The sequence below is a fragment of the Streptomyces sp. NPDC028991 genome, assembly GCF_055564775.1.
On the sequence record NZ_JBVHVP010000004.1, the window covers coordinates 334,948 to 358,454 of the forward strand.

21 protein-coding genes are annotated in these 23,507 nt (G+C 71.7%); 10 read left to right on the forward strand and 11 right to left on the reverse strand.

What is annotated here, in order from left to right; translation table 11 throughout:
- Positions 1 to 38: 38 nt before the first annotated feature.
- The 3 genes from ACZ4V1_RS11755 to ACZ4V1_RS11765 all read right to left on the reverse strand — a co-directional run bounded on the left by ACZ4V1_RS11755 (position 39) and on the right by ACZ4V1_RS11765 (position 3,638).
- Positions 39 to 290, reverse strand: coding sequence for a DUF6458 family protein (locus tag ACZ4V1_RS11755; protein ID WP_468333043.1), 252 nt, complete (start codon positions 288 to 290; stop codon positions 39 to 41).
- Positions 291 to 414: 124 nt separating this feature from the next.
- Positions 415 to 1,713: a M18 family aminopeptidase gene (locus tag ACZ4V1_RS11760; RefSeq protein WP_468333046.1), complete on the reverse strand. Its 1,299-nt coding sequence runs from the start codon at positions 1,711 to 1,713 to the stop codon at positions 415 to 417.
- Between the two features lie 98 nt (positions 1,714 to 1,811).
- Entirely contained in the window at positions 1,812 to 3,638 is a 1,827-nt protein-coding gene (locus tag ACZ4V1_RS11765) for an acyl-CoA dehydrogenase (RefSeq protein ID WP_468333049.1), read from the reverse strand.
- A gap of 162 nt (positions 3,639 to 3,800) precedes the next feature.
- On the opposite strand from ACZ4V1_RS11765, the gene ACZ4V1_RS11770 reads away from it, so the two are divergent.
- Entirely contained in the window at positions 3,801 to 4,268 is a 468-nt protein-coding gene (locus ACZ4V1_RS11770; RefSeq protein ID WP_107477858.1) for an SseB family protein, read from the forward strand.
- A gap of 121 nt (positions 4,269 to 4,389) precedes the next feature.
- Positions 4,390 to 5,361 (forward strand): pirin family protein, encoded by a 972-nt coding sequence (locus ACZ4V1_RS11775; RefSeq protein ID WP_468333052.1) that lies wholly within the window; start codon positions 4,390 to 4,392, stop codon positions 5,359 to 5,361.
- Here the strand turns inward: ACZ4V1_RS11775 and ACZ4V1_RS11780 are convergent.
- Positions 5,258 to 5,671, reverse strand: coding sequence for a hypothetical protein (locus ACZ4V1_RS11780; protein ID WP_468333544.1), 414 nt, complete (start codon positions 5,669 to 5,671; stop codon positions 5,258 to 5,260). The two genes, ACZ4V1_RS11775 and ACZ4V1_RS11780, sit on opposite strands and share 104 nt — an antisense overlap.
- A 289-nt stretch (positions 5,672 to 5,960) precedes the next feature.
- Between ACZ4V1_RS11780 and ACZ4V1_RS11785 the strand changes: the two genes are divergently transcribed.
- Entirely contained in the window at positions 5,961 to 7,049 is a 1,089-nt protein-coding gene (locus ACZ4V1_RS11785) for an AI-2E family transporter (protein ID WP_468333055.1), read from the forward strand.
- On the opposite strand, the gene ACZ4V1_RS11790 is transcribed toward ACZ4V1_RS11785, so the two are convergent.
- Positions 6,977 to 9,145 carry a SpoIIE family protein phosphatase gene (locus ACZ4V1_RS11790; protein ID WP_468333058.1) on the reverse strand — a complete coding sequence of 723 codons (2,169 nt, stop codon included), beginning with the start codon at positions 9,143 to 9,145 and terminating at the stop codon, positions 6,977 to 6,979. The genes ACZ4V1_RS11785 and ACZ4V1_RS11790 overlap by 73 nt on opposite strands.
- A gap of 180 nt (positions 9,146 to 9,325) precedes the next feature.
- Here ACZ4V1_RS11790 and aspS point away from each other — a divergent pair, with 180 nt between their 5' ends.
- The 3 genes from aspS (at position 9,326) to ACZ4V1_RS11805 (ending at position 11,571) form a co-directional block, all read left to right on the forward strand.
- Complete coding sequence (aspS, locus tag ACZ4V1_RS11795; RefSeq protein ID WP_468333061.1) at positions 9,326 to 11,089, forward strand: aspartate--tRNA ligase; 1,764 nt, start codon at positions 9,326 to 9,328, stop codon at positions 11,087 to 11,089.
- A 72-nt stretch (positions 11,090 to 11,161) separates the two neighbouring features.
- Complete coding sequence (locus tag ACZ4V1_RS11800) at positions 11,162 to 11,362, forward strand: Scr1 family TA system antitoxin-like transcriptional regulator (RefSeq protein ID WP_468333547.1); 201 nt, start codon at positions 11,162 to 11,164, stop codon at positions 11,360 to 11,362.
- Complete coding sequence (locus ACZ4V1_RS11805) at positions 11,359 to 11,571, forward strand: DUF397 domain-containing protein (protein WP_468333064.1); 213 nt, start codon at positions 11,359 to 11,361, stop codon at positions 11,569 to 11,571. The genes ACZ4V1_RS11800 and ACZ4V1_RS11805 overlap by 4 nt, the downstream gene beginning before the upstream one ends.
- A gap of 9 nt (positions 11,572 to 11,580) precedes the next feature.
- Here ACZ4V1_RS11805 and ACZ4V1_RS11810 read toward each other — a convergent pair whose 3' ends face one another.
- From ACZ4V1_RS11810 to ACZ4V1_RS11820, 3 genes are all read right to left on the reverse strand, one after another.
- Positions 11,581 to 11,946, reverse strand: a complete 366-nt coding sequence (locus ACZ4V1_RS11810) for a PH domain-containing protein (RefSeq protein ID WP_468333066.1) — start codon at positions 11,944 to 11,946, stop codon at positions 11,581 to 11,583.
- A gap of 104 nt (positions 11,947 to 12,050) precedes the next feature.
- On the reverse strand, positions 12,051 to 13,667 hold the full coding sequence (metG, locus tag ACZ4V1_RS11815) for a methionine--tRNA ligase (protein ID WP_468333069.1): 1,617 nt from the start codon (positions 13,665 to 13,667) through the stop codon (positions 12,051 to 12,053).
- Between the two features lie 111 nt (positions 13,668 to 13,778).
- Positions 13,779 to 15,242, reverse strand: coding sequence for a VWA domain-containing protein (locus ACZ4V1_RS11820; protein ID WP_468333072.1), 1,464 nt, complete (start codon positions 15,240 to 15,242; stop codon positions 13,779 to 13,781).
- Between the two features lie 265 nt (positions 15,243 to 15,507).
- On the opposite strand from ACZ4V1_RS11820, the gene ACZ4V1_RS11825 reads away from it, so the two are divergent.
- A complete protein-coding gene (locus tag ACZ4V1_RS11825; RefSeq protein WP_468333074.1) occupies positions 15,508 to 17,604 on the forward strand; it encodes a PhoX family protein in 2,097 nt (698 codons plus the stop codon).
- Positions 17,605 to 17,639: 35 nt separating this feature from the next.
- On the opposite strand, the gene ACZ4V1_RS11830 is transcribed toward ACZ4V1_RS11825, so the two are convergent.
- From ACZ4V1_RS11830 to ACZ4V1_RS11840, 3 genes are all read right to left on the reverse strand, one after another.
- On the reverse strand, positions 17,640 to 18,653 hold the full coding sequence (locus tag ACZ4V1_RS11830; RefSeq protein ID WP_468333077.1) for an endonuclease/exonuclease/phosphatase family protein: 1,014 nt from the start codon (positions 18,651 to 18,653) through the stop codon (positions 17,640 to 17,642).
- Between the two features lie 301 nt (positions 18,654 to 18,954).
- Positions 18,955 to 19,893, reverse strand: coding sequence for a hypothetical protein (locus ACZ4V1_RS11835; protein ID WP_468333080.1), 939 nt, complete (start codon positions 19,891 to 19,893; stop codon positions 18,955 to 18,957).
- 203 nt (positions 19,894 to 20,096) lie between these two features.
- Positions 20,097 to 20,561 (reverse strand): hypothetical protein, encoded by a 465-nt coding sequence (locus ACZ4V1_RS11840; protein WP_468333083.1) that lies wholly within the window; start codon positions 20,559 to 20,561, stop codon positions 20,097 to 20,099.
- A gap of 68 nt (positions 20,562 to 20,629) precedes the next feature.
- Here ACZ4V1_RS11840 and ACZ4V1_RS11845 point away from each other — a divergent pair, with 68 nt between their 5' ends.
- From ACZ4V1_RS11845 to ACZ4V1_RS11855, 3 genes are all read left to right on the forward strand, one after another.
- Positions 20,630 to 21,871 (forward strand): PP2C family protein-serine/threonine phosphatase, encoded by a 1,242-nt coding sequence (locus ACZ4V1_RS11845; RefSeq protein ID WP_468333086.1) that lies wholly within the window; start codon positions 20,630 to 20,632, stop codon positions 21,869 to 21,871.
- 64 nt (positions 21,872 to 21,935) lie between these two features.
- On the forward strand, positions 21,936 to 23,036 hold the full coding sequence (locus tag ACZ4V1_RS11850; protein ID WP_468333089.1) for a hypothetical protein: 1,101 nt from the start codon (positions 21,936 to 21,938) through the stop codon (positions 23,034 to 23,036).
- 105 nt (positions 23,037 to 23,141) lie between these two features.
- Positions 23,142 to 23,504 carry a hypothetical protein gene (locus ACZ4V1_RS11855; RefSeq protein WP_468333092.1) on the forward strand — a complete coding sequence of 121 codons (363 nt, stop codon included), beginning with the start codon at positions 23,142 to 23,144 and terminating at the stop codon, positions 23,502 to 23,504.
- Positions 23,505 to 23,507 lie beyond the last annotated feature (3 nt).

Genomic DNA, 23,507 nt, shown 5'->3' on the forward strand with positions numbered 1-23,507 from the left:
CCACTGGCCGGCCCGGTCGCCCGCCCCCCGGGCAGGGTTCAGGCGCCGTAGCCGTTGTGGTAGCCGTCGCGCGTGTGTTGGTGGGGCCGTTCCTCGACGACCGGGGTCGTCGGCGGCATCACGACGCGGCGGCGCCGGGCGATGCTGCTGAACGTCGCTACACCGATCAGGCCGACGATCATGAAGATGACACCGACCAGGTCGAGGTTGACGCCCTGCATGTCCCAGTCGGTCGCGAACGTGAGGATGGCTCCCACGGCGATGAGGATGATGCACCCGCCGAGGCCCATGACTGTTGCCTCCCTGTCAGATCCGGTCGGTTCCGGGTTTCCGGGCGATCCGGTTCCGTGCGGGTACCCCCGGCCGGAACACACATGCGAGGCAGGGGCGTTCCGGCCGGGGCGCGCTCGGGGGTCAGCCCTCCAGGAACGCCACCAGCGCGTTCGCCAGCAGGTACGGGTCGTCGGCACCGCACAACTCCCGGGCGCTGTGCATCGAGAGGATGGCCGCGCCGATGTCGACGGTGCTGATGCCGTGCCGGGCGGCGGTGATGGGGCCGATGGTCGTGCCGCACGGCATGGAGTTGTTCGAGACGAAGGTCTGGAAGGGCACGTTCGCCTTCTCGCACGCGGCGGCGAACACCGCGCGGCCCGAACCGTCCGTCGCGTAGCGGTTGTTGACGTTGACCTTGAGGATGGGGCCGCCGTTGACCCGCGGCTGGTGCGTCGGGTCGTGCCGCTCCGCGTAGTTGGGGTGGACGGCGTGGCCGGTGTCGGAGGACAGGCAGACCGTGCCGGCGAAGGCGCGCGCACGGTCCTCGTACGAGCCGCCGCGCGCGAACACCGAGCGTTCCAGCACGCTGCCGAGGAGCGGGCCGTCGGCGCCCGTGTCCGACTGGGAGCCGGTCTCCTCGTGGTCGAAGGCGGCCAGGACCGGGATGTACGGGAGCTCCGTGCCGGAGGTGGCGGCCGCGGCCAGGGCGGCCACGCCGGCGTGCACGGACAGGAGGTTGTCCATGCGGGGTCCGGCCACCAGGTCCTTGTCGCGGCCCAGGTACGCCGGGGGCTCCACGGAGTGGGTCATCAGGTCCCAGCCGGTGACCTCGCCGCGGGCGAGGCCCGCCTCCTCCTCCAGGAAGGCGATCAGGTCGCCGTCGCGGACGGTGTCGCCCAGGCCCCAGACGGGCTGGAGGTGACGCTGCTTGTCGAGCTTGAGTCCCTCCGCGGACACGGTGCGGTCCATGTGGATGGCGAGTTGCGGGACGCGCAGCAGCGGGCGGTCGATGTCGACCAGGCGGGTCGATCCGTCGCGCAGGGTGAGGCGGCCGGCCAGGCCCAGGTCGCGGTCCAGCCAGGAGTTCATCAGGGGGCCGCCGTAGATCTCGACGGCGACCTGGCGCCAACCGTGCGCGCCGGAGTCGGGCCGGGGCTTCACGCGCAGGTTGGGGGAGTCGGTGTGCGCGCCGACGATGCGGAAGGGGGTGTGGGCGGCGGCACCCTCGGGGACGTACCAGGCCACGATCGCGCCGCCGCGCAGCACGTACTTGCCGCCCGTCGTCCCCTCCCAGGCGTCCGTCTCCGCGACCTGCCGGAAACCGGCCTTCTCGAGCCGCTCGGCGGCGGTCGCCACGGCGTGGTACGGCGTGGGGCCGGCCGCCAGGAAGGTCATCAGGTCGTCGGTGTGGCCGCGGTGGAAGCGGGAGGGTGCGCTCATGGGGTTCACCTTAACGACGTGCGAAGGCCCGCTTCCCGTCGAGCGGGAGCGGGCCTTCGTGAGGGTGTGTGGGGAGTGTGGAGAAGGGCCCTCAGGTCCTAGAACGCCGCCTCGTCCAGCTCCATCAGGTCCAGCTCGACACCCTGGGCGACCTTGCGGGCCATGGTGACGCCGGGCAGGACGCCGGCCGCGAAGAACTTCGCCGCGGCGATCTTGCCGGTGTAGAAGGCCTTGTCCTTCGCGGACGCCGTCGGCAGCTTCTCGGCGGCGATGGCGGCGCCCTTGAGGAGCAGGTAGCCGACGATCACGTCACCGGAGGCCATCAGCAGGCGGGTGGTGTTGAGGCCCACCTTGTAGATGTTCTTGACGTCCTGCTCGGTGGCCGCGAGGTCGGTGAGCATGAGGCCGACGATGGCCTCCAGCTCGACGGCGGCCTTGGCCAGGTGCTCGCGGGCGCCGGAGAGCTCCTCGCCGCCGGTGCCGAGGGCGAGGAACTCCTTGATGTCCTCGGCGAGCGAGTTCAGCGCGGCGCCCTGGTTGCGGACGATCTTCCGGAAGAAGTAGTCCTGGCCCTGGATCGCCGTGGTGCCCTCGTACAGGGTGTCGATCTTGGCGTCGCGGATGTACTGCTCGATCGGGTACTCCTGGAGGAAACCGGAGCCGCCGAAGGTCTGGAGCGACTGGGCGAGCTGCTCGTAGGCCTTCTCCGAGCCGTAGCCCTTGACGATCGGCAGGAGCAGGTCGTTGAGGGCGTGCTCGGTGGCGGCGTCCTCGCCGTTCGCCTCCTTGACCTGGATCTCGTCCTGGACGGAGGCGGTGTACATGACGAGCGCGCGCATGCCCTCGGCGTACGCCTTCTGCGTCATGAGGGAGCGGCGGACGTCCGGGTGGTGCGTGATGGTGACCTTGGGGGCCGACTTGTCCATGAAGTTGGCCAGGTCGGGGCCCTGGACGCGCTCCTTGGCGTACTCCAGGGCGTTGAGGTAGCCCGTGGAGAGGGTGGAGATCGCCTTCGTGCCGACCATCATGCGGGCGAACTCGATGATGCGGAACATCTGGCGGATGCCGTCGTGCTTGTCGCCGATCAGCCAGCCCTTGGCGGGGTGGCGGTCGCCGAAGGTCATCTCGCAGGTGTTGGAGGCCTTCAGGCCCATCTTGTGCTCGACGTTGGTGGCGTAGACGCCGTTGCGCGCGCCCAGCTCGCCGGTCTCGAAGTCGAACTCGTACTTCGGTACGAGGAAGAGGGACAGGCCCTTGGTGCCGGGGCCGGCGCCCTCGGGGCGGGCGAGGACGTAGTGGAGGATGTTCTCCGACATGTCGTGCTCGCCGGACGTGATGAAGCGCTTGACGCCCTCGATGTGCCAGGAGCCGTCCTCCTGCTGGACCGCCTTGGTGCGGCCGGCGCCGACGTCCGAGCCGGCGTCCGGCTCGGTGAGGACCATGGTGGAGCCCCACTGCTTCTCGACGGCGAAGGACGCGATGTGCTTCTGCGCCTCGTTGCCCTCCTCGAAGAGGATGCCCGCGAACGCGGGGCCGGAGGAGTACATCCACACGGCCGGGTTGGCGCCGAGGATCAGCTCCGCGTAGGCCCAGATCAGCGAGCGCGGCGAGGTGGTGCCGCCGATCTCCTCGGGCAGGCCCAGGCGCCAGTACTCGGAGTCCATGAAGGCCTGGTAGCTCTTCTTGAAGGAGGCCGGGACCGGCGCGGTGTTGGTCTCCGGGTCGAAGACCGGCGGGTTGCGGTCGGCGTCGGCGAAGGACTCGGCCAGCTCGTTCTCCGAGAGGCGGGTCAGTTCCTCCAGGACGCTCTTGGCGGTGTCCGTGTCCATCTCCGCGAACGGGCCGGTGCCGTACACCTTGTCACGGCCGAGTACCTCGAAGAGGTTGAACTCGATGTCCCGGAGATTCGGCTTGTAGTGCCCCATGGCGACGGCTCCGTTGAGAGATCGGCGAGGCACTGAATCCTCGCATCTGTACACATACCGACTGCGCGTACCAAGCAGTGGCTACGATGATGCTACCCGTCGGTAATAAGAAGCAACCCCAAGCGGGTCATCTGTGACTCGTTACTCGTTACTCTGTGCGGCATGTACGGCTACGACCAGACCGCGGGCCAACAGCAGCAGCAGTACGCCCCGCCGCAGCAGCCGATGTCCGGCGGGTACGGGCAGCAGCCGCCGTTGTACCCCGAGCCGTCCCCGCCCTCGCTCGCGGACGCGGTGCGCGCCTTCACCACCGGCCAGATGTCCGCCGAGGACTTCCAGCAGATCTTCGCGACCTCGAAGGTCTACTGCCCGCGCGGCGACAACCCGGGCTTCCTCGCGCTGCACAACACCCAGCAGCCGGTGATCCCGATGTTCACCGGACTAAAGGAGCTGCGCCGGTACGCGGGCAAGGAGTCCAAGTACTTCGTGATCACCGGCGCCGAGGTGATCGACCTGCTGCCGACCGGCTACGGCTTCGTGCTGGACATGGAGGGTGAGCACCGGATGGTGTTCGACGCGAAGGCCGTCGAACAGATGGTCGATTTCGCGATGCGTCGCATGTATGGCTAGGCGCCGTCGCGTCACGTCCCGCTTCGTGAGCCCGGAGGGAATGCCCTCCGGGCTTTCTCGGTTACCGGTGGCAGGAAGTTCAATGCTCAACTAAACTGGGTGTACCCGAGGAGGTACCGACATGCCTGCAGTGACCGTCGAGAACCCGTTGACGCTGCCCCGCGTATCCGCACCCGCCGACGCCGTCGCACGTCCCGTGCTCACCGTCACGACCGCGCCCAGCGGTTTCGAGGGCGAGGGCTTCCCGGTTCGCCGTGCGTTCGCCGGGATCAACTACCGCCATCTCGACCCGTTCATCATGATGGACCAGATGGGCGAGGTGGAGTACGCGCCCGGGGAGCCCAAGGGCACGCCCTGGCACCCGCACCGCGGCTTCGAGACCGTCACGTACATCGTCGACGGGGTCTTCGACCACCAGGACTCCAACGGTGGCGGCGGCACCATCACCAACGGCGACACCCAGTGGATGACGGCGGGCTCCGGTCTGCTGCACATCGAGGCGCCGCCGGAGCAGCTGGTGATGTCCGGCGGTCTCTTCCACGGCCTCCAGCTGTGGGTGAACCTCCCGGCCAGGGACAAGATGATGGCCCCGCGCTACCAGGACATCCGCAGCGGCTCGGTCCAGCTGCTGACCTCCCCCGACGGCGGCGCGCTGCTGCGTGTCATCGCGGGTGAGCTCGACGGCCACGAGGGCCCCGGCATCACGCACACGCCGATCACGATGGTCCACGCGACGCTGGCGCCCGGCGCGGAGGTCACCCTGCCGTGGCGGGAGGACTTCAACGGCCTGGCGTACGTGCTGGCCGGACGCGGGTCGGTGGGCGCCGAGCGGCGTCCGGTCCACCTCGGCCAGACGGCGGTCTTCGGGGCCGGCGGCTCGCTGACCGTCCGCGCGGACGAGAAGCAGGACTCGCACACGCCCGACCTGGAGGTCGTGCTGCTCGGCGGGCAGCCGATCCGGGAGCCGATGGCGCACTACGGGCCGTTCGTCATGAACACCCGCGAGGAACTCCAGCAGGCCTTCGAGGACTTCCAGAAGGGGCGGCTGGGGACGGTCCCGGCGGTGCACGGGATGACCGAGGGCGGCCTGTAGGCCGGCAGGGCCCTGCGCGCGAAAGCCCCGACCGGTGAGTGCGGTGCCGGTCGGGGCTTTCCCATGCCTGGCGGGGGCGGGGGCGGGGGCGGGGACGGAGGGCGGGGGCGGGCGGTGGCCACCCGGCCGCCGTGCGGGGTGCCGCGCCCGCCGCGACGAGGAGGGCGGCGGTCTCGGGGTGAGGGCCGTCGTTCGCCCAGTCCAGGGGGGAGCGGCCGGTGCCGTGATCCTCCCGCGGGCCCGGATCGGCTCCGTGCGCCGACAGCTCCCGCACGGTCTCCGTGTGCCCGCAGCACGCCGCCGCGCACAGCGGAGTGCCCTCCGCGCCGACTCCCCTGCTCGCGGTGCCGGGGGGAGGCGCCCGCGTCCAGCGGCCGGCGCACGGTCTCGGTCCTTGCGCTCACCGCGTGCTCCAGGGGCGTATCCGCACGGCGCACCAGGCGGGCTACGCCCGTCGCGGCCGACGAGGAGGTCCGCGTCCGGCCTCTGACGGTGTACGAGCGGCGGTCCCGGGCTGACGGGGCGTCACTCTGACGCCGTGTCACCCGGGCGGTCCGTCCGCGCAGGACAGCCCGCCCGGTGCGTGATCGGCTGGGTGCGTGCAGCTGCTTCCCGGTCCGGTCCGTCGGTTCGCCGCCTGGTGCGTCGTCATCCTGCTCGCCAGCGGTGTCGTCTACGTCGCGATCCGGCTCTGCGTCGAGTTCCGCACGGCGGTGACGCCGGCGCTGCTGGCGCTGCTCGGCACCGCCCTGCTCAGACCGCTGCACCGGTGGCTGGTGAAGGCGCACGTGCAGCGGTCGCTGGCCGCCGGACTCACCTGCGTCGCCGTCGTCGCCGTGGTCGGCGGGGCCGTCTACATCGTGGTGTCCGCGCTCATCGAGACCGGCGACCAGATCATCGCCTCGCTCCGGGACGCGGCCAAGGGGATCACCGACCACTTCGGGGCGGCCGGGACCTCGCTGGACGACATCGCGTCCAACGCGCGCGAACTGCTGGGCAGGTTCGGCGGTACGGCGGCCTCCGGGGTGGTCACCGGGATCAGCGTCGTCGGCGAGATGCTCGCCATGGCCGTACTCGCCCTGCTGCTCGTCTTCTTCTTCCTGCGCGACTCCGACCGGGCCACCGGCACGGTGCGGGCGCTCGCCCCGCCCGGCGGCGCCGACATGGTCGAGGCGATGTCCCGGCGGGCCTTCGGGGCCGTCGAGGGTTTCATGCGGGGCACCACCCTGATCGCCCTCATCGACGCGGTCTGTATCACCCTCGGGCTGCTCGTCCTGCGGGTCCCCGGTGCCGTCGGGCTCGGCGCGCTGGTCTTCGTCGGCGCCTACATCCCCTACCTCGGCGCGTTCATCTCCGGAGCCGTCGCCGTGCTGGTCGCGCTGGCCGACCGGGGGTTCGTCATCGCGCTGTGGGCCCTCGGGGTGGTCCTGGCCGTGCAGGTGCTGGAGGGGCACGTGCTCCAGCCGATGATCCAGAGCCGGACCGTGCAGATGCATCCGGCGATCGTGCTGCTGGCCCTCACGGCGGGGGCGTCGGTGGCGGGCATCCTGGGAATGCTCCTCGCCGTTCCCCTGACCGCCGCCGCGTTCGGGGTCGTCCACGAGCTCCAGGCACGTTACGCCGCCTCGGGGTCGCCGGCGGGGGCACGGCCGTCTCCGGGGCCGTCCTCCGGATCCGGAGACTCGTAGACCTCGTACCAGATGCTCTTGCCCTCGCCGCGCGGGGCGACTCCCCACGCGTCGGCGAGCAGCTCGATCAGCATCAGTCCGCGTCCCGAGGAGGCCATCTCCCCCGGCCGGCGCTTGTGCGGCAGGTCGTCGCCGCTGTCGGTGACCTCCACCCGGATCAGCCGCTCGCCCGGCTCCCCGATGACCTCGGCGACCAGCAGGGCGTCGGCGTCGGTGTGCACCAGGACGTTGGTCAGCATCTCGGAGAGCAGGAGCACCGCGGCGTCCCGCTGCTCCTCGCTGGGCCAGTCGTGCAGCAGGGCGCGCAGGTGCTGCCGGGCGGTGGCGATCCGCGCGGGCTCGGCCTGCGCGACCGTCAGCATGGTGCGGCGCACCGAGGGCCTGGCGACGGTGCTGTCGCCGCAGCCGCAGCCCTCGCCCTGCCGGCACAGCAGCAACAGGGCGATGTCGTCCTCCCGCCGGTCGGCGAGCGGACCCGTGGTGTGGTGCGAGGAGGGCCCGTGCACGGCCTGGACGAGGGAGTCGGCCAGTTCCTCCAGATCGCCGTCGTGCTCCTCCAGGACGACGCGGAGGCGGTGCCAGCCGGTCTGCAGATCGTGGCCGCCGGTCTCCACCAGGCCGTCCGTGCACAGCATCAGAGTGTCCCCGGGTTCCAGGGCGAGCCGCGTGGTCGGGTAGTCGGAGTCCGGGTCGATGCCGAGGGGCAGTCCGCCCGCCGTGGCCAGGATCAGCGCTGTCCCGTCCGCCATGCGCACGACCGGGTCCAGGTGACCGGCCCGGGCGCTCTCCACGGTGCCGGTCGCGGGGTCGACCTCGGCGTAGTAGCAGGTCGCGAAGCGCATGTCTCCGGGGTCGTCGTGGGACTGGGCGAGACCGTGGAAGAAGTGGGAGGCGCGGGAGAGCACCGCGTCGGGGCGGTGGCCCTCGGCGGCGTAGGCGCGCAGGGCGATGCGCAACTGGCCCATCAGTCCGGCCGCGCGTACGTCGTGCCCCTGGACGTCGCCGATGACCAGGGCGAAACGCCCTCCGGGCAGCTGGATCATGTCGTACCAGTCGCCGCCGACCTGGAGGCCGCCGCCGGTGGGGACGTAGCGGGCGGCGACGCCCATGCCGGGGATCTCCGGGCCGAGTGCGGGCAGCATGGCGCGCTGCAGCCCGTCGGTGAGCTCCCGCTGGGTCTCGGCGGCGCCCGCCCGGGACAGGGCCTGCGCCAGCATCCGTGCCACGGTGGTCAGCACCGACCGCTCGTCCGGTGTGAACGCGACCGGGTAGGCGAAGGCCGCCATCCAGGCGCCCATCGGGCGGCCCGCCACGGTCAGCGGCAGGAAGGCCCAGGAACGCCGGCCGAAGCGTTCGGCGAGCGGCCAGGTGAGGGGGTAGCGGGACCGGTACTGCCCGGGGGAGGAGAGATAGACGGCGCGGCCGGTGCGGACCACCTCGGCGGCCGGGTAGTCCGTCTCCAGCGGCATGTTCACGAACGGATTCATGTCGTTCTGCGGCTGTCCGTGGTGGCCGATGACCGTCAGGCGGTCTCCGGAGACCCCGAACACCGCGAGCCCGTCCGGGGAGAATCCCGGCATCGACAGCCCCGCCGCGACCCGCAGCACCTCCTCGGTGGACCGCGCCTCGGCCAGTGCCCGGCCCGCGTCCAGGAGGAACGCCTCCCGGGAGCGGCGCCAGTCACCGGTGACCGCGCTGCGACCGGCGGGTGTGCCCGGCGTCGGCTCGGCGACCTCCTGGAGGGTTCCGGTCAGCTCGTAGGCCTTGCGCACGGGGTCGAACGACGGTTTGGAGCGGCTGCGCACGATCCGGACGATGTGGCCCCGCTCGTCCATGATCCGGATCCGGACCTCGGCGAGGGTGCCCTCGGCGACGGCGAGCTGGACCACCCCGGTGATCTCGTTCCAGTCCACCGGATGCAGCCGGGCCCGCACCTGGGCCTCGGTGAGCCTGGCCCGTTCCGCGGGCAGCCCGAGCAGGCGGGCCGCCTCAGCGTCGACCGTGACCTCTCCCGCGGCGGTGTCCCAGTGCCAGAGACCGGTCGCGAGATCGGCGAGGACGGCCCCCACCTCGGGCAGGGGCTCACCAGTGCGCATTCATCCACTGTAGGAAGAGGTGATCGGAGACTGCCACCGGTCGCCCCCGGGCCCGCGCCGCGTCAATGGGGAGGAGGACAGCTGTGCCCGGCCGGTACGCTGGTGGTTGTTTCACGCTGGGGTTGTTTCACGTGAAACGCGGAACACCATCCCCGATCCACGAAGGCTGGATGAACGACGATGCATCGGTACAGGTCCCACACCTGCGGCGAGCTCCGCTCCTCTGACGTCGGCACCGACGTCCGGCTGAGTGGCTGGCTGCACAATCGGCGCGACCTGGGCGGCATCCTCTTCATCGATCTGCGCGATCACTACGGCATCACGCAGCTCGTCGCCCGTCCGGGCACCGAGGCCTACGAGGCGCTGGACAAACTGACCAAGGAATCGACCGTCCGTGTCGACGGCAAGGTCGTCTCGCGGGGCGCCGACAACATCAACCCCGACCTGCCCACCGGCGAGGTCGAGGTCGAGGTGGGCGAGGTCGAGCTGCTCGGCGCCGCCCAGCCGCTGCCCTTCACCATCAACGCCGAGGACGGGGTCAACGAGGAGCGGCGCCTTGAGTACCGCTTCCTGGACCTGCGCCGCGAGCGCATGCACCGCAACATCATGCTGCGTACGGCGGTCATCTCCGCGATCCGTCACAAGATGGTGGCCCTCGGCTTCAACGAGATGGCGACGCCCATCCTCACCGCCACCTCCCCCGAGGGCGCCCGCGACTTCGTCGTGCCCTCCCGCCTGCACGCGGGCCGCTTCTACGCCCTGCCGCAGGCGCCGCAGCAGTTCAAGCAGCTGCTGATGATCTCCGGCTTCGACCGGTACTTCCAGATCGCGCCCTGCTTCCGTGACGAGGACGCCCGCGCCGACCGCTCGCCGGGCGAGTTCTACCAGCTCGACGTCGAGATGAGCTTCGTCGAGCAGGAGGACGTCTTCCAGCCGGTCGAGCGGCTGATGACGGAGCTGTTCACCGAGTTCGGCGGTGGCCGCGAGGTCACCTCCCCGTTCCCGCGGATCCCGTTCCGCGAGGCGATGCTGAAGTACGGCTCCGACAAGCCGGACCTGCGCGCCCAGCTGGAGCTCGTCGACATCACCGACATCTTCGCGGGCTCGGAGTTCAAGGCCTTCGCCGGCAAGCACGTCCGCGCGCTGCCCGTCCCGGACGTCTCGGGCCAGCCCCGCAAGTTCTTCGACCAGCTCGGCGACTACGCCGTCTCGCAGGGCGCCAAGGGCCTGGCCTGGGTCCGCGTCGGTGAGGACGGCACGCTGACCGGTCCGATCGCGAAGTTCCTCACCGAGGAGAACGTCGCCGAGCTGTCCAAGCGCCTCTCCCTGGCCCCCGGCCACGCGGTGTTCTTCGGCGCGGGCGAGTTCGACGAGGTCTCCAAGATCATGGGCGCGGTGCGGGTCGAGGCCGCCAAGCGCGCCGGGCACTTCGAGGAGAACGTCTTCCGGTTCTGCTGGATCGTCGACTTCCCGATGTACGAGAAGGACGAGGACACGGGGAAGATCGACTTCTCCCACAACCCCTTCTCCATGCCGCAGGGCGGCATGGAGGCCCTGGAGAACAAGGACCCGCTGGACATCCTCGCCTGGCAGTACGACATCGTCTGCAACGGCGTCGAGCTGTCCTCCGGCGCGATCCGGAACCACGAGCCGGACATCATGCTCAAGGCCTTCGAGATCGCCGGCTACGACGCGGAGACCGTCGAGCGCGAGTTCGCCGGCATGCTGCGCGCGCTCCGCTTCGGCGCCCCGCCGCACGGTGGCATCGCCCCGGGCGTCGACCGCATCGTCATGCTGCTCGCCGACGAGCCCAACATCCGCGAGACGATCGCCTTCCCGCTCAACGGCAACGCCCAGGACCTGATGATGGGCGCGCCGACCGAGCTGGACGAGACCCGGCTGAGGGAGCTGCACCTGACGGTGCGCAAGCCCCAGCCGAAGTAGGCTGCGGCGGCAGCACCGCAGCGAAGGGCCCGGAACCGTAGCGAGGTTCCGGGCCCTTCGCCGTCGTCACACCTGACCCTCGCTCCCGTAGAGCGGCTCAAGTTCGAGGACGGAACCGCGGTGGGGCGCTCCGACGGTGCGTTCAACGGCCGCCCGACGCACGACCCTAGGCAGCTCCGCATCCTTGAGCTGCGGTATGGCACCATCCGTGCGCAGGCCCTCCCGCCGGGGGAGTCCCTGGCCTTCATCGACCGACTGCTGGGAGACACATGATCCGCAAGGCCCTCGCCGGAGACGCCTCCGAGCTGGCGTGGTTCAAGAGCAGCTACAGCGACGGCCCCGACGGGGACTCCTGCGTCGAGGTGGCCATCGTCCCCGGCACCATCCACGTCCGCGACTCCAAGTACCGCGACGCCGGCCCACGCCTCGCGCTCGACGCGGACGCGTGGGCGGAGTTCGTGACGTACGCCTCCGGGAGCTGACTTCGTCGGCTACCGGGCCACGAACTGGGTCAGGATCGCCTGGACCTCGTAGATGTCGACGCCCTTGGTGAAGGTCTTCTGGATGGGGGCCTGGGAGCCGGAGAGCCAGATCTTCAGCTCCGCGTCGAGGTCGAAGTGGCCGGCCGTCTCGACCGCGAAGTGCGTGATGCTGCGGTACGGGACCGAGTGGTACTCCGTCTTCTTGCCGGTGATGCCCTGCTTGTCGATCAGGATCAGGCGCCGGTCGGTGAACAGGATGGTGTCGCGGATCAGCAGGTACGCGGCGTACACCTGCTCACCCTGCCCGAGCAGGCGCGCGTACTCCTGCTGCGCCTGGGCCGGGTCGATGCTGTGCGCGTTGCCGAACAGTGCCATGGCTGGTCCCCCCACGTGAGCTGTGCCGTGCGTTCGAGTCTCGCAAACGCGAGAGGCCCGGGAGAAGGTCTCCCCTCCCCGGGCCCCGTGCTGTAGCGAGCGCGTTACGCGGTCGGCTTCTCCTCGAGACGCGGGAAGAGCACCGCGCCCTTGGTGACGGTGGCACCGGCGGGCAGCCGGCCCCAGTCGGCCGCTTCCTGGACCTTCTGGTCCGCGAGACCGCCGAGGGACGCCTCCGCGCCGAGCGAGTCCCAGAGCTTCTGGGAGGTGTCCGGCATGATCGGGTTGAGGAGGACCGCCACCGCGCGCAGGGACTCCGCGGCCGTGTAGAGGATCGTCGCCAGGCGGGCCTTCCCCTCCGGCGAGTCGTCCTTGGCGACCTTCCAGGGCTCCTGCTCGGTGATGTAGCCGTTGACCTGCTTGACGAAGTCGAAGACCGCCAGGATGCCGCCCTGGAAGTCCAGCTCCTCGCCGATCTTCCGGTCGGCCTCCGTGACGGCCCTGGTCAGGCCGTCGTGGATCGCCTTCTCCGCGTCCCCGTCGGCCGTCGCGGCCGGCAGCTCGCCGCCGAAGTACTTGTTGACCATGGCCGCCACGCGGGATGCGAGGTTGCCGTAGTCGTTGGCCAGCTCGCTGGTGTAGCGGGCTGAGAAGTCCTCCCAGGAGAACGAGCCGTCCTGGCCGAAGGCGATCGCGCGCAGGAAGTACCAGCGGTACGCGTCCACGCCGAAGTGCGAGGTCAGGTCCTGCGGCTTGATGCCGGTCAGGTTGGACTTGCTCATCTTCTCGCCGCCGACCATCAGCCAGCCGTTCGCGGCGATCTTCCCGGGCAGCGGGAGGCCCTGCGCCATCAGCATCGCCGGCCAGATGATGGCGTGGAAGCGCAGGATGTCCTTGCCGACCAGGTGGACGTCGGCCGGGAAGGTGGCCTCGAACTTCTCCGGGTTCTCGTTGTAGCCGACCGCCGTGGCGTAGTTCAGCAGCGCGTCGATCCAGACGTAGATGACGTGCTTGTCGTCCCAGGGGACCGGCACGCCCCAGTCGAAGGTCGAGCGGGAGATGGAGAGGTCCTGGAGGCCCTGGCGGACGAAGTTCACGACCTCGTTGCGCGCGGACTCGGGCTGGATGAAGCCCGGGTTCGCCTCGTAGTGGGCGAGCAGCTTCTCGCTGTACTCGCTCAGCTTGAAGAAGTAGTTCTCCTCGCTGAGGAGCTCCACCGGCTTCTTGTGGATCGGGCACAGCTTCTGGCCCGCGTACTCACCCTCGCCGTCGAGCAGCTCACCGGGGAGCTTGTACTCCTCGCAGCCCACGCAGTACGGGCCCTCGTAGCCGCCCTTGTAGATCTCGTCCTTGTCGTACAGATCCTGCACGAACTCCTGGACGCGGTCGGTGTGCCGCTTCTGCGTGGTGCGGATGAAGTCGTCGTTGGCGATCTCCAGGTGCTCCCACAGGGGCTTCCAGGCCTCGGTGACGAGCTTGTCGGCCCAGGCCTGCGGGGTGACCCCGTTCGCCTCGGCCGTGCGCATGATCTTCTGACCGTGCTCGTCCGTGCCGGTGAGGTACCACACCTTCTCGCCGCGCTGGCGGTGCCAGCGGGTGAGCACGTCGCCTGCGACGGTCGTATAGGCGTGGCCCAGGTGAGGAGCGTCGTTGACGTAGTAAATGGGGGTCGAGACGTAGAACGCCTTCGCCCCCTGCTTCTCGTTTCCAGTGGCCGCCATGGTCGAAATCCTACTGGTCGGATGGAGATCGACTCACACGCGTTTCGGGGGGCGGACAGGGGCGGTCTCCCCTGTCCGCCCCCCGTGGGGCGGTTCCGGTGCCTTGGTGTCCTACGGGCGCCAGGTGGCCAGTACGCCCTCGTAGAGCTCCTTGTCGGTGAGCTCCTTGGGGGTCTCGCCGGCGAGGAAGTGGGACGCGTTGCCCGTCTTGAGCTTGCGGAGGTAGTCGAAGGCCTTGTTCTCCGGGTCCCCGAAGGCGACGAAGGAGAAGTGCACGTTCGGGTGGTCGGCCGCCGCCTTGGTGAGGGACTGGGTGGCGGGGGTCTTGGCGTCGGGGGCGCCGTCGGTCTGGAAGACCACCAGGGCGGGGGTGCCGGGGGCTTCCTTCCCGTGGTGGGCGAGGACCGCTTCCACGGCGGCGTGGTAGCTGGTGCGGCCCATGCGGCCGAGGGCGCCGTGCAGCTCGTCGATCTTGTTCTCGTGGTCGGTGAGGGTGAGGTCGCCGGTGCCGTCCACTTCCGTGGAGAAGAACGTGACGTGGACCGTGGCCTCGGGGTCCAGGTGCGCGGCGAGGGCGAGGGTCTGCTCGGCGAGGGCCTGGGCGGAGCCGTCCTTGTAGTACGGGCGCATGGAGGCGGAGCGGTCGAGGACGAGGTGGACCTTGGCGCGGGTGCCGGTGAGGTCGTGCTTCTTGAGGGCGGTGCCGGCGGCCTTGTAGGCGGTGGCCAGGCCGGGGGCGCGGGAGCGGATGCGGGTGGCGGGGGTGGCGGGGGTGGCCTCCGGCTGGGGAGCCGGCTGCGGGTGTGCCTCCGGCTGGGGAGTCGGCTGCGCCTCGGCTTCGCCTTCGGCGTCCGGGTTCCCACCCGCACCGCCCGTGCTGCTTTCGTCGTCGGGTGCGGGTGGCCCCTGTGGGGTCTGCTCGCCGTCGGCGGCTGCGGCTGCGGCTGCGTCGGCGGCTGCGGGTTCGGCTGCGGCCTCGGCCTCGGCCTCGGGGGTCGGCACCGGCTCAGGCTTTGCTTCCGGTTCCGCCTCGGGTTCCGCCTCGGGTTCCGGCTTGAGCTCGGGTTCCGGCTCCGGCTCCGGCTTGATCTCCGGCCCCGGCTCCGGCTCCGGCTTGAGCTCCGCCTTCGGCTCCGGCTCCGGCTTGAGCTCCGGCTCCGGCTTGAGCTCCGGCTCCGCCTCCGGCTTCGGTTGCGGTTCCTGCTCTGCCTCTGCCTCGGCCTCGGGCTCTGCCTTCGGCGTTGCCCCCGGCTCGGGCTCCGGGGCCGGGTCCGGGGACTCGGTCGGTTTCGGGAACGTGAGGTTGGCGAAGGCGGCCTTGACGAGTTCGTGCTCGTCGAGGGAGGTCTCCGCGCGGGGCTCGGGGACCTGGGTAGCCGCCTTGGGGGCGGGGTCGGTGGCCTCCGCCTGGTCCGGAACCTCGGCCGGCTCCGGGGGTGCGGTGGGCTGGGACGGGAGCTTCGGCTCCGGCGCGGTGGCCGGCGGTGCCGTCTCCTGCGTCACACCCTCCGCCTGGGCGGTCTGTTCTTTGCGTGACCGGCCGAACGCGTTCCGCAGGAGAGTGAGAATGCCCATGTGCGCAACCCTTCGCGTGAGTTGATGCCCGTCAATCCCTGGCCAGGACGGACACGTAAGGTTAGCGGCCCCGACTTGTGATCTTGTGCAGGGTCTGCCATGAAAGCCCGGGCGCGTCAAGGAGGGATCGAGTCGCTGCGGCAATTCCCTTCCGGCTTCCGCGGGTTCACCCGCCGTTCATCGCGGCGCCCGTCTCCCGCACGTATGTGCACCTACGGTCGCGCTGACACCAAGGGCATCCAAGGGCTTCTCAGGGGAGAACACAGTGCGCAAGCTGCTGCCGTTGATCGGAACGCCGTCCGGTTCGCATCCCGGCGGCCGGTCCGCCATGACCTGCCGTTTCCGGTGTGGTGACGCCTGCTTCCACGAGGTGCCCAACACCAGCTCCAACGAGTACGTCGGCGACGTCATCGCCGGCGCGCTCAGCCGCCGTTCCATGATGCGTGCCGCCGCCGTCGTCACCGTGGCCGCGGCGGGTGCCGGGGCCGTGGGTGTGGCCGGGGCGCCGTCGGCGCAGGCCGCGCCGGTGGCCGGGAAGGGGCACGGACACGGGCACGGACACGGGAAACCGGACAAGTCGCGAGGCGCGCGCGGACTGCGGTTCACGCCCGTCGCGCCCAACACCGCCGACGCCGTCACCGTCCCGGAGGGGTACCGGCAGGACGTCGTGATCCGCTGGGGGGAGCCCATCCTGCGCGGGGCGCCCGCCTTCGACCCGGAGAACCAGACCGCCAGGGCCCAGGCCGGGCAGTTCGGCTACAACAACGACTTCCTCGCGCTGCTGCCGCTGCGCGGTGAGCACGGCCGGCAGGTACTCGTCGCCAACCACGAGTACACCGACGAGGTGCTCATGTTCCGCGACTACGACCCCGAGAACCCGACCCGGGAGCAGGTCGAGATCGCCTGGGCGGCGCACGGCCTGTCCGCCGTGGTGGTGGAGGAGGAGCGCCGGAGCGGGAAGCTGACGCCCGTCACGCGGCACCGCCTGAACCGGCGCGTCACCGCGACGACCGAGTTCCGGCTGACCGGGCCCGCCGCCGGTTCCGACCTGGTGAGGACCTCCGCCGACCGGACCGGCCGCAAGGTCCTCGGCACCCTGAACAACTGCTCCGGCGGCACCACCCCGTGGGGCACGACGCTGCACGGCGAGGAGAACTTCAACCAGTACTTCGCCAACGGCGGCCGGGCGACGGACAAGCGGTACGGCATCGGCACCGGCGCCACCGAGCGCAAGTGGGAGCGGTTCGACAAGCGCTTCGACGTCGCCCAGGAGCCGAACGAGGTGCACCGCTTCGGGTACGTCGTCGAGCTGGACCCGTACGACCCGGACTCCACGCCACGCAAGCACAGCCTGCTCGGCCGCTTCAAGCACGAGGCCGCGACCGTGCGGCTGACCCACGACGGACGCCCGGTCGTGTACACCGGCGACGACGAGCGGTTCGACTACTTCTACAAGTTCGTCGGCAGCAAGCGGATGCGGCACGGCAGCAGCCGCTGGGCGCGCGAGCACAACCTGTCGCTGCTCGACGAGGGCACCCTCTACGTCGCCAAGCTCGGCGGCGACTCCCCGGCGATCGAGATCGACGGCACGGGCACGCTGCCCGGCGACGGCGAGTTCGACGGCAGCGGCCGCTGGATCCCGCTGGTCACCGCCACCGAGCACGGCGCCGTCTCGCACGTCGAGGGCATGAGCGCCGAGGAAGTGTGCGTGTTCACGCGGCTCGCGGGTGACAAGGCCGGCGCCACGAAGATGGACCGGCCCGAGGACATCGAGCCCTCGCCGACGACCGGCAAGGTGTACGTCGCCCTCACCAACAACTCCAACCGCGGCAAGGCCGGTTACGCCGGTCCGGACGAGGCCAACCCGCGCAACGCCAACAAGCACGGCCACGTCCTGGAGCTGACCGAGCGCTGGAACCGGGCCGACGCCACCACGTTCGCCTGGTCGCTGTTCCTGGTGGCCGGGGACCCGGAGGACCCGGCGACCTACTTCGCGGGCTTCCCGAAGGACCGGGTCAGCCCGATCTCCTGCCCCGACAACGTCGCCTTCGACGACCACGGCAACCTGTGGCTGTCCACCGACGGCAACGCGCTCGGCAGCCACGACGGCCTCTTCGGTGTCGCGACGAAGGGTGACCGGCGCGGGGAGCTGAAGCAGTTCCTGACCGTGCCGACCGGTGCGGAGACCTGCGGGCCGATCATCCAGGACCGGCGGGTGCTGGTCGCCGTGCAGCACCCGGGCGAGGTCGACGGCGCCTCCGTGGCGGAGCCGGCCAGCACCTGGCCCGACGGGCCCGGGACGTACGTGCGTCCGGCGGTCGTGGCGGTGTGGCGCGCGGACGGCGGCGACATCGGCGTCTGAGCACCCCTTCTGAGCGACCCCGAGCGGGGCCGGTGTCAGCCGGCCTCGTGCAGCGTGAGGTCGACGACCAGAGCGCGGTGGTCGGTGTCCGCCAGATCCAGGAACCGGGCACGGTGGGCGGTGAAGTCCTCCGACACCAGGACGTGGTCGATCTGCACGCCGAACGCCGGGGCGGTCCGGGCCGGCCAGGTGACCGTCCGGTCGGCCCCGGCCAGCCGGGCCGCGTCGCGCAGCCCCGTGTCGAGGACGCGGCGGAAGGCGGCGTGGTCCTGGGAGGCGTTGAAGTCGCCGGCGAGGACGGTGGGGGTCCCGCTGCCCTCGGCCTCGGCGGCGACGTCGCGCAGGGCGCCCAGCTCCGCGCGCCACAGGCCGACCTGGTCCGGCAGCGGCGGCATCGGGTGGGCGAGCTGGAGGCGTACGGCGTGGCCGCGTACGTCGGCGACGGCGCCGGGCATGCCCATGGTGCCGGGGACGCCGGGGGTGGCCTTGAGCGGGAAGGTGCTCAGGATGACGGACCCCTCGGAACCGCCGCCCTCGACGGCCTGCCGGTGGGGATAGGCGGCGGCGAGGTCGCGCCGTAGCGCCGCGTCGCACGCGTATTCGCACTCCTGCACGAATACGAGGTCGGGCTTTTCTCGCCGCACCGCGGAGATCAGCTCATCGGTGCCCTGTCCGAACTCGACGTTCGAGGTCAGCACCCGCAGCTCGGCGACGGGCAGCCCGACGGGGTCGCCCGTCTTGCCGTACGGCTCGGTGAACCACGCCAGCAGCCCGAGCAGCGCGACCCCCCACACCGCGCCGGTCCACCACCGGGCGAGCAGCGTCAGCAGCAGACCGGCGCCGGTCGGCACCAGCAGCCAGGGCAGGAAGGCGAGCAGCTGCGGAACGGGTGTGACGCCGTCGCTGTCGGCGACGCGGCAGCCGACGACCACGCTCACTCCGGCGAACAGCAGCCCCGCGCCCCAGGCCCCGAGCCGCCGCCCGGCGCGGCGGTCCGCCGGCCGCTCGCGGGAGTCCGTCCACTCACCGGTCGCCGTGTCGGTGTCCAAGTCCCGGCCTTCCGCTCTCGGTGCGCTGCCCTGCCCGTGCGCTGCCTGCCCGTGTGCTGTGCGTACGTGTGCTGTGCGTGCGTGTGCTGCCTGCCTCCGCGCTGCCGGACGCTCTCTCATAGACGGGCGCCGGGAGCGGAAAGTTGCGTCCGGCGTCCGGTCCCGGCCCGCTACGCCCGCGCGTGGAACTCCCGGACCACCTCGATGCGCCCCACGATGTGCCGGTTGAACTCCTCCGGCCGGGCGGGGCGGCCAGGCAGTCCAGTCGGAGGCCTCGGCCGGGTCCCCCGCGTCGGACGGCTCAGAGCCCGGCCCGCGACCGCCGGGGCGGCGCCGGGTCGACGGCGGCCCCCGCGGACGCCCGGCGCCGGCGCAGCAGATGTCCGTACCGGCCCGTGAGCCAGGAGGCCAGGGCGACCGTGAGACCGAGGGCGACGAGGAGCCAGGAGGCCGTGCGCAGGGTCTCGGTGAGGGCGTCGTAGACGGCGCCCGCGGCCGGTCCGTCGACCGCGCCGTCCACTGCGCCGGGGAGTTCGGTGACGGTGAGCCGTCGGCCGACCACGACGGCGAGGGCGAGCAGCGCCCCGCCGAGGGCGGTGCCGATCCCGGCGGCCGTGACCGCGCGCCGGCGGCAGGCGGCGACGGCGATGCCGGTGACCGCGAAGACGACGGCAGCGAGCGGCAGCCACAAGGCGGCGACGTCGAGCACGTGGTAGCCCTTCCTGAGCCGGTCCACCTCGTGGGCCGGGAGTACGGTCACCGCGGTGTGCCGGATCGGGATGCGCCGCGCGAACGGCACGTTGTCCTCGGTGAGCCGTTCCTTGACCCGGGCGGTGACGGGGGCGAGGTCGACGGTGACCGCGCGTCCGCGTGAGCGTTCGTCCCGCAGGGCGCGCAGTACGGCGCCGTGGACGGTGAGGTTGGCCGCGTCCCAGCCCTCACGGAAGGCCTCGGTCCGGGTGAACGACCGTGCCGCGTCCTGCGCGAAGAGCCGCACGGCGCCGTTCATGGGCCCGGCCGCGACCTCGTCCAGGACACCGTCGCCCACCGTCCCGCCCACCGTGTCGGCGACCGCGTCCCGTACGTCCGGGTCGTCCGCGAGCGGCGCCATGGCGGCGACGTACCGCCCGGTGTCGGCCGGCCCGTACACCGCCCAGCCCGCCAGCGTGCCGCACGGCGCGAGCAGGCAGGCGAGGGCGATCAGGGCGGCCGACAGGGCGTTCCGAAGACGTGGGGACACGCTTCCAGGCAAGGCCCGGGGAGCGGCCCGGGCGACCGGCGTGACTGCATATGGCCCCCTACGACGAGCCGAACGGGCGCCTCACGCGCACCGGAGCGCCGCGGGGCCACGGCCGAGTGCCACCCGTCAGGTGACTGAGCGCCCACCCGTCAGGTGACTGGACGACCGTCAGGTGACTGGACGACCGTCCGGTGGCTCGACCATCAGGTGGCTGGACGCCCCCTCGAGTCCTCGTGGGTGTAATAGCGGTAGAACAACGTGGCGAACACCGCCGCCGCGAGCAGCAGCGACACGACGACGCACGTGAACACGGCCACGCCGCTCTGTGCGTACAGGAACCCGAGCGCGCTGCCCGCGAACGCGCCCCACAGGACCGCGTGGCCCTCGCGCGGCAGCCGCTGGGCCACTGCCCGGACCACGGCGAAGAGCACGACGAACGCGAGCACGGTCAGGAAGCCGAACAGCAGGTTCCAGCCGGTGATGGGGCCGCCGTGACGGTTGATGGACGCGGCCCAGTAGCCGTAGACCAGCCCGATCGCGACGGGCACCGCCCACTTCGCCACCTTGTGGGTCCGCTCGCCGAAGACGTCGGGCACGTCGGGCGTCGTCGTACGACGGCGCGTGCCCGTTCCGGTGGATTCTCCGCGTGCCGGTACCGCGTGAGCCATGAGAGCACTCCTCTCGCCTCGCCCCCGTCTACCAGGGCACACCTGGGAGGGCCGGCCGGCAAGTCAGGATGCGGGCCGCGGGGGCGCGTGTTTCGCTGAGCCGCGTGAGGAGTCGCGACCGCAGGCCGGTGCGCGGCCGGTGGCGGCTGTTCGGCCGGCTCGTCCAGGCCGCCGGCCGGGGCGACGCCGTGTCCCGGCACGAACTGCTCAGTGTCCGCGGGCACAGTGTGGCCTGGCTGTTCCCGTTGCTCATGCTGATCGGTATCGCCGCGGCGGACATCACGACCGGCGCGTTCGAGATCATCTCCTGGACCGTGCTCGTGCCCGGCATCGCCGCCGCGATCTGCGGGGTGTGGTCCACGGCCGCGTACGCGGTGGTCGCCCTCGTCGTCTACGTGTTCGCCGACACCGTCTGGCAGCACCGCGAGGAGACCGGGCTGCCCGGCCTGGTCCTCGTCGCTCTCGGCGGATCGATCGCCGTGGTGGCCGCCGTGCTCCGGGTCGGCGGCGAGCAGCGCATGCTGCACATGCGGGACATCGCCGAGACCACCCGCCGCACCGTGCTGCGCCCGCTCCCCGCGGGTTTCGGCGGTCTCGACCATGCCGCCGCCTACCTCTCCTCGGACACCGAGGCCCGCGTCGGCGGCGACTTCTACGACATCCAGCCCGGCCCGCACGGCACCCGCGTGCTCGTCGGCGACGTGCAGGGCAAGGGTCTGGGCGCGGTGGACACGGCCGCCGCGCTGCTCGGCACCTTCCGCGAGGCCGCCTACCACGAGCGGGACCTCGCGACGGTCGCCGAGCGCCTGGAGACCCGCATGCGGCGCCACCGCGCGCACACCGCGGCCCTCGGCTACGCCGACGGCGACCGTTTCGCCACCGCTGTGCTGATCGGCTTCTCGGACGACCTGCCCGACGCCGTGGACGCAGTCCTCTTCGGTCACGATCCCCCGCTGGCGGTCGGTCCCGAAGGCGTGCGGCCCCTGACGGACGCCGGCGGGCTGCCGCTGGGCATGGGCGACCTGACACCCGGCCCGGCGGTGTCGGTGCGCCGGCTGGACCTCGCCGCCGACGAGACGCTCCTGGCGGTCACCGACGGGGTGACCGAGGCCCGTGATCCCGAGGGACGCTTCTACCGGCACGCCGAGGAAGTCGCCCGCGCGGTCGCCGCCGACCCGTCGAACGCGGCGCCGCCGAGGCTGGTGGCGTTCGTCCGGGACGGCACGCTGCGGCACTGCCGGGGGCGGCTGTCCGACGACACCACCGTCTTCGCGGTACGGCGGACGGGACGGCCCCCGGAGTGGCCCTAGATGCCCCGCTTTGCAGCCGCAGCGGTTACGGTGCTGCCGTACGTGATCGACAGGGGGAGGGGACATGCCAGGAACCGTGCTGCTGCTCGCGGCGTCGCCGGTGGGCAGGGGGTGCCTGGTGGACGCCGCCTCCGTACTTCCCGTGCTCGCGGCCGTGCCGCCCCCGGTACTCTCCGGCACCGACACCGCGAACGTCGTCGAGCTCGCCGACCCGCTGGAGCCGCAGGCCGTCCTCACCCGGCTGCGCGCCGCCGCCGCGGCCCCCGGACCACTGACCGTGTACGTCGCCGGCCAGCTCCAGCTGGACCGGCGCCAGCGCCTGCCGCACCTGGCGCTGGCCCGTACGACACCGGCGACGGTGCGCTACACCGCCCTGCCCTGGCACTGGATCCGCGAGGAACTGCGGCTGCGGCCGAGCGGTGCGACGACGCTGCTGCTCGACCTGCACGCCGACCAGGAGACCTGGCAGTGGCTGCGGGCCAACCCGCTGGACTCCGGGCGCAACAACGCCGTTTACGGTCGCATCGCGCCGCCGCCCGCGCGGCGGACCGTGGCGTCACCCTCGTACATGCGTGCCGTCGCCACGATCCTGCGCAGCGGGCACCGGCCGTCGCCGGACGAGCTGCACCAGCAGGCGCTGGCCCGTGCCGCGGCCGAGGGCGTGGGCGCGGGCGCGGGCGCGGGCAGCGGTGCGGCGGCGGCCGGTGCGGACCTGGTGCTGACGGCGTCGGGGCCGGAGGCCGGCGACCCGCACGCCGTCATCGCCGCCGCCGTGCGCTCCGGACGGCACGTGGACGCCGACGCGCTCGCCGCCCGGCACGAGCGGGCCGCCGCCCAGACACACGGGCCCGCCTCCGAGGACGCGCTGCACTGGGCGGAGGTCCGCGCCGACCTCGCGATGTTCGCGGGGGATCCGGTGCGCAGCTGCCGGGCCTGGCTGACGGTGGCCGAGGTTCGGCTGGGCGCCGGCCAGCCGCCCCAGGCGCCCGCGGTGGAGGCGGCCGTGGACCGGGCCCACCATCAGTGGGGGCAGGTGCGTGACGCCGGGCGGGCCCGGGAGCTGGGCGGGGCGCTCGCCGCGCTGCGGGGCCGGGTGCCGGGGCGGCGCGAGGGCGCGCTGGACCACGTGCAGCGTGAGCTGAGCCGCTTGCAGACCCAGGGCTGAGGTCCGCCGGGCGGTTCCCGGGCGGCGTGCGCGCCCGCGTGCGCGTCAGGGCGGCGGCGTACGAACCCTCGCCTGTGCGCAACAGCGGTGCCATGATGGTGAGTTATGGCTGAGGGGGATGGAGTGGTGACGCGCGGTATCCGGATCCGGCTGGACGGGGCCGCGAGCGAGAGTGACGTCGACGCCCTGCACAAATGGCTGGAACGGGAGAAACCGCTGGCCGACCTGGTGCGGACCGACCAGCTCCGCATCGACGAACACAGCCGGACCGACGAGGCCGGCGCCCCGATGGGCACCGGCATGGACATCGTCGTGGCGGTGATCGGGGGCGCCGCGGGCGCGATGTTCCAGTCAGTGGTGGACCAGGTCCGGCGGTCCGTGGAGGCCTGGCGGGCCAACCGCCGTGCGGTGGAGGACGGCGAGCCGCCCCCGGTGCGCGTCGAGCCGGTGCGACCCGACGACAGGTAGGCG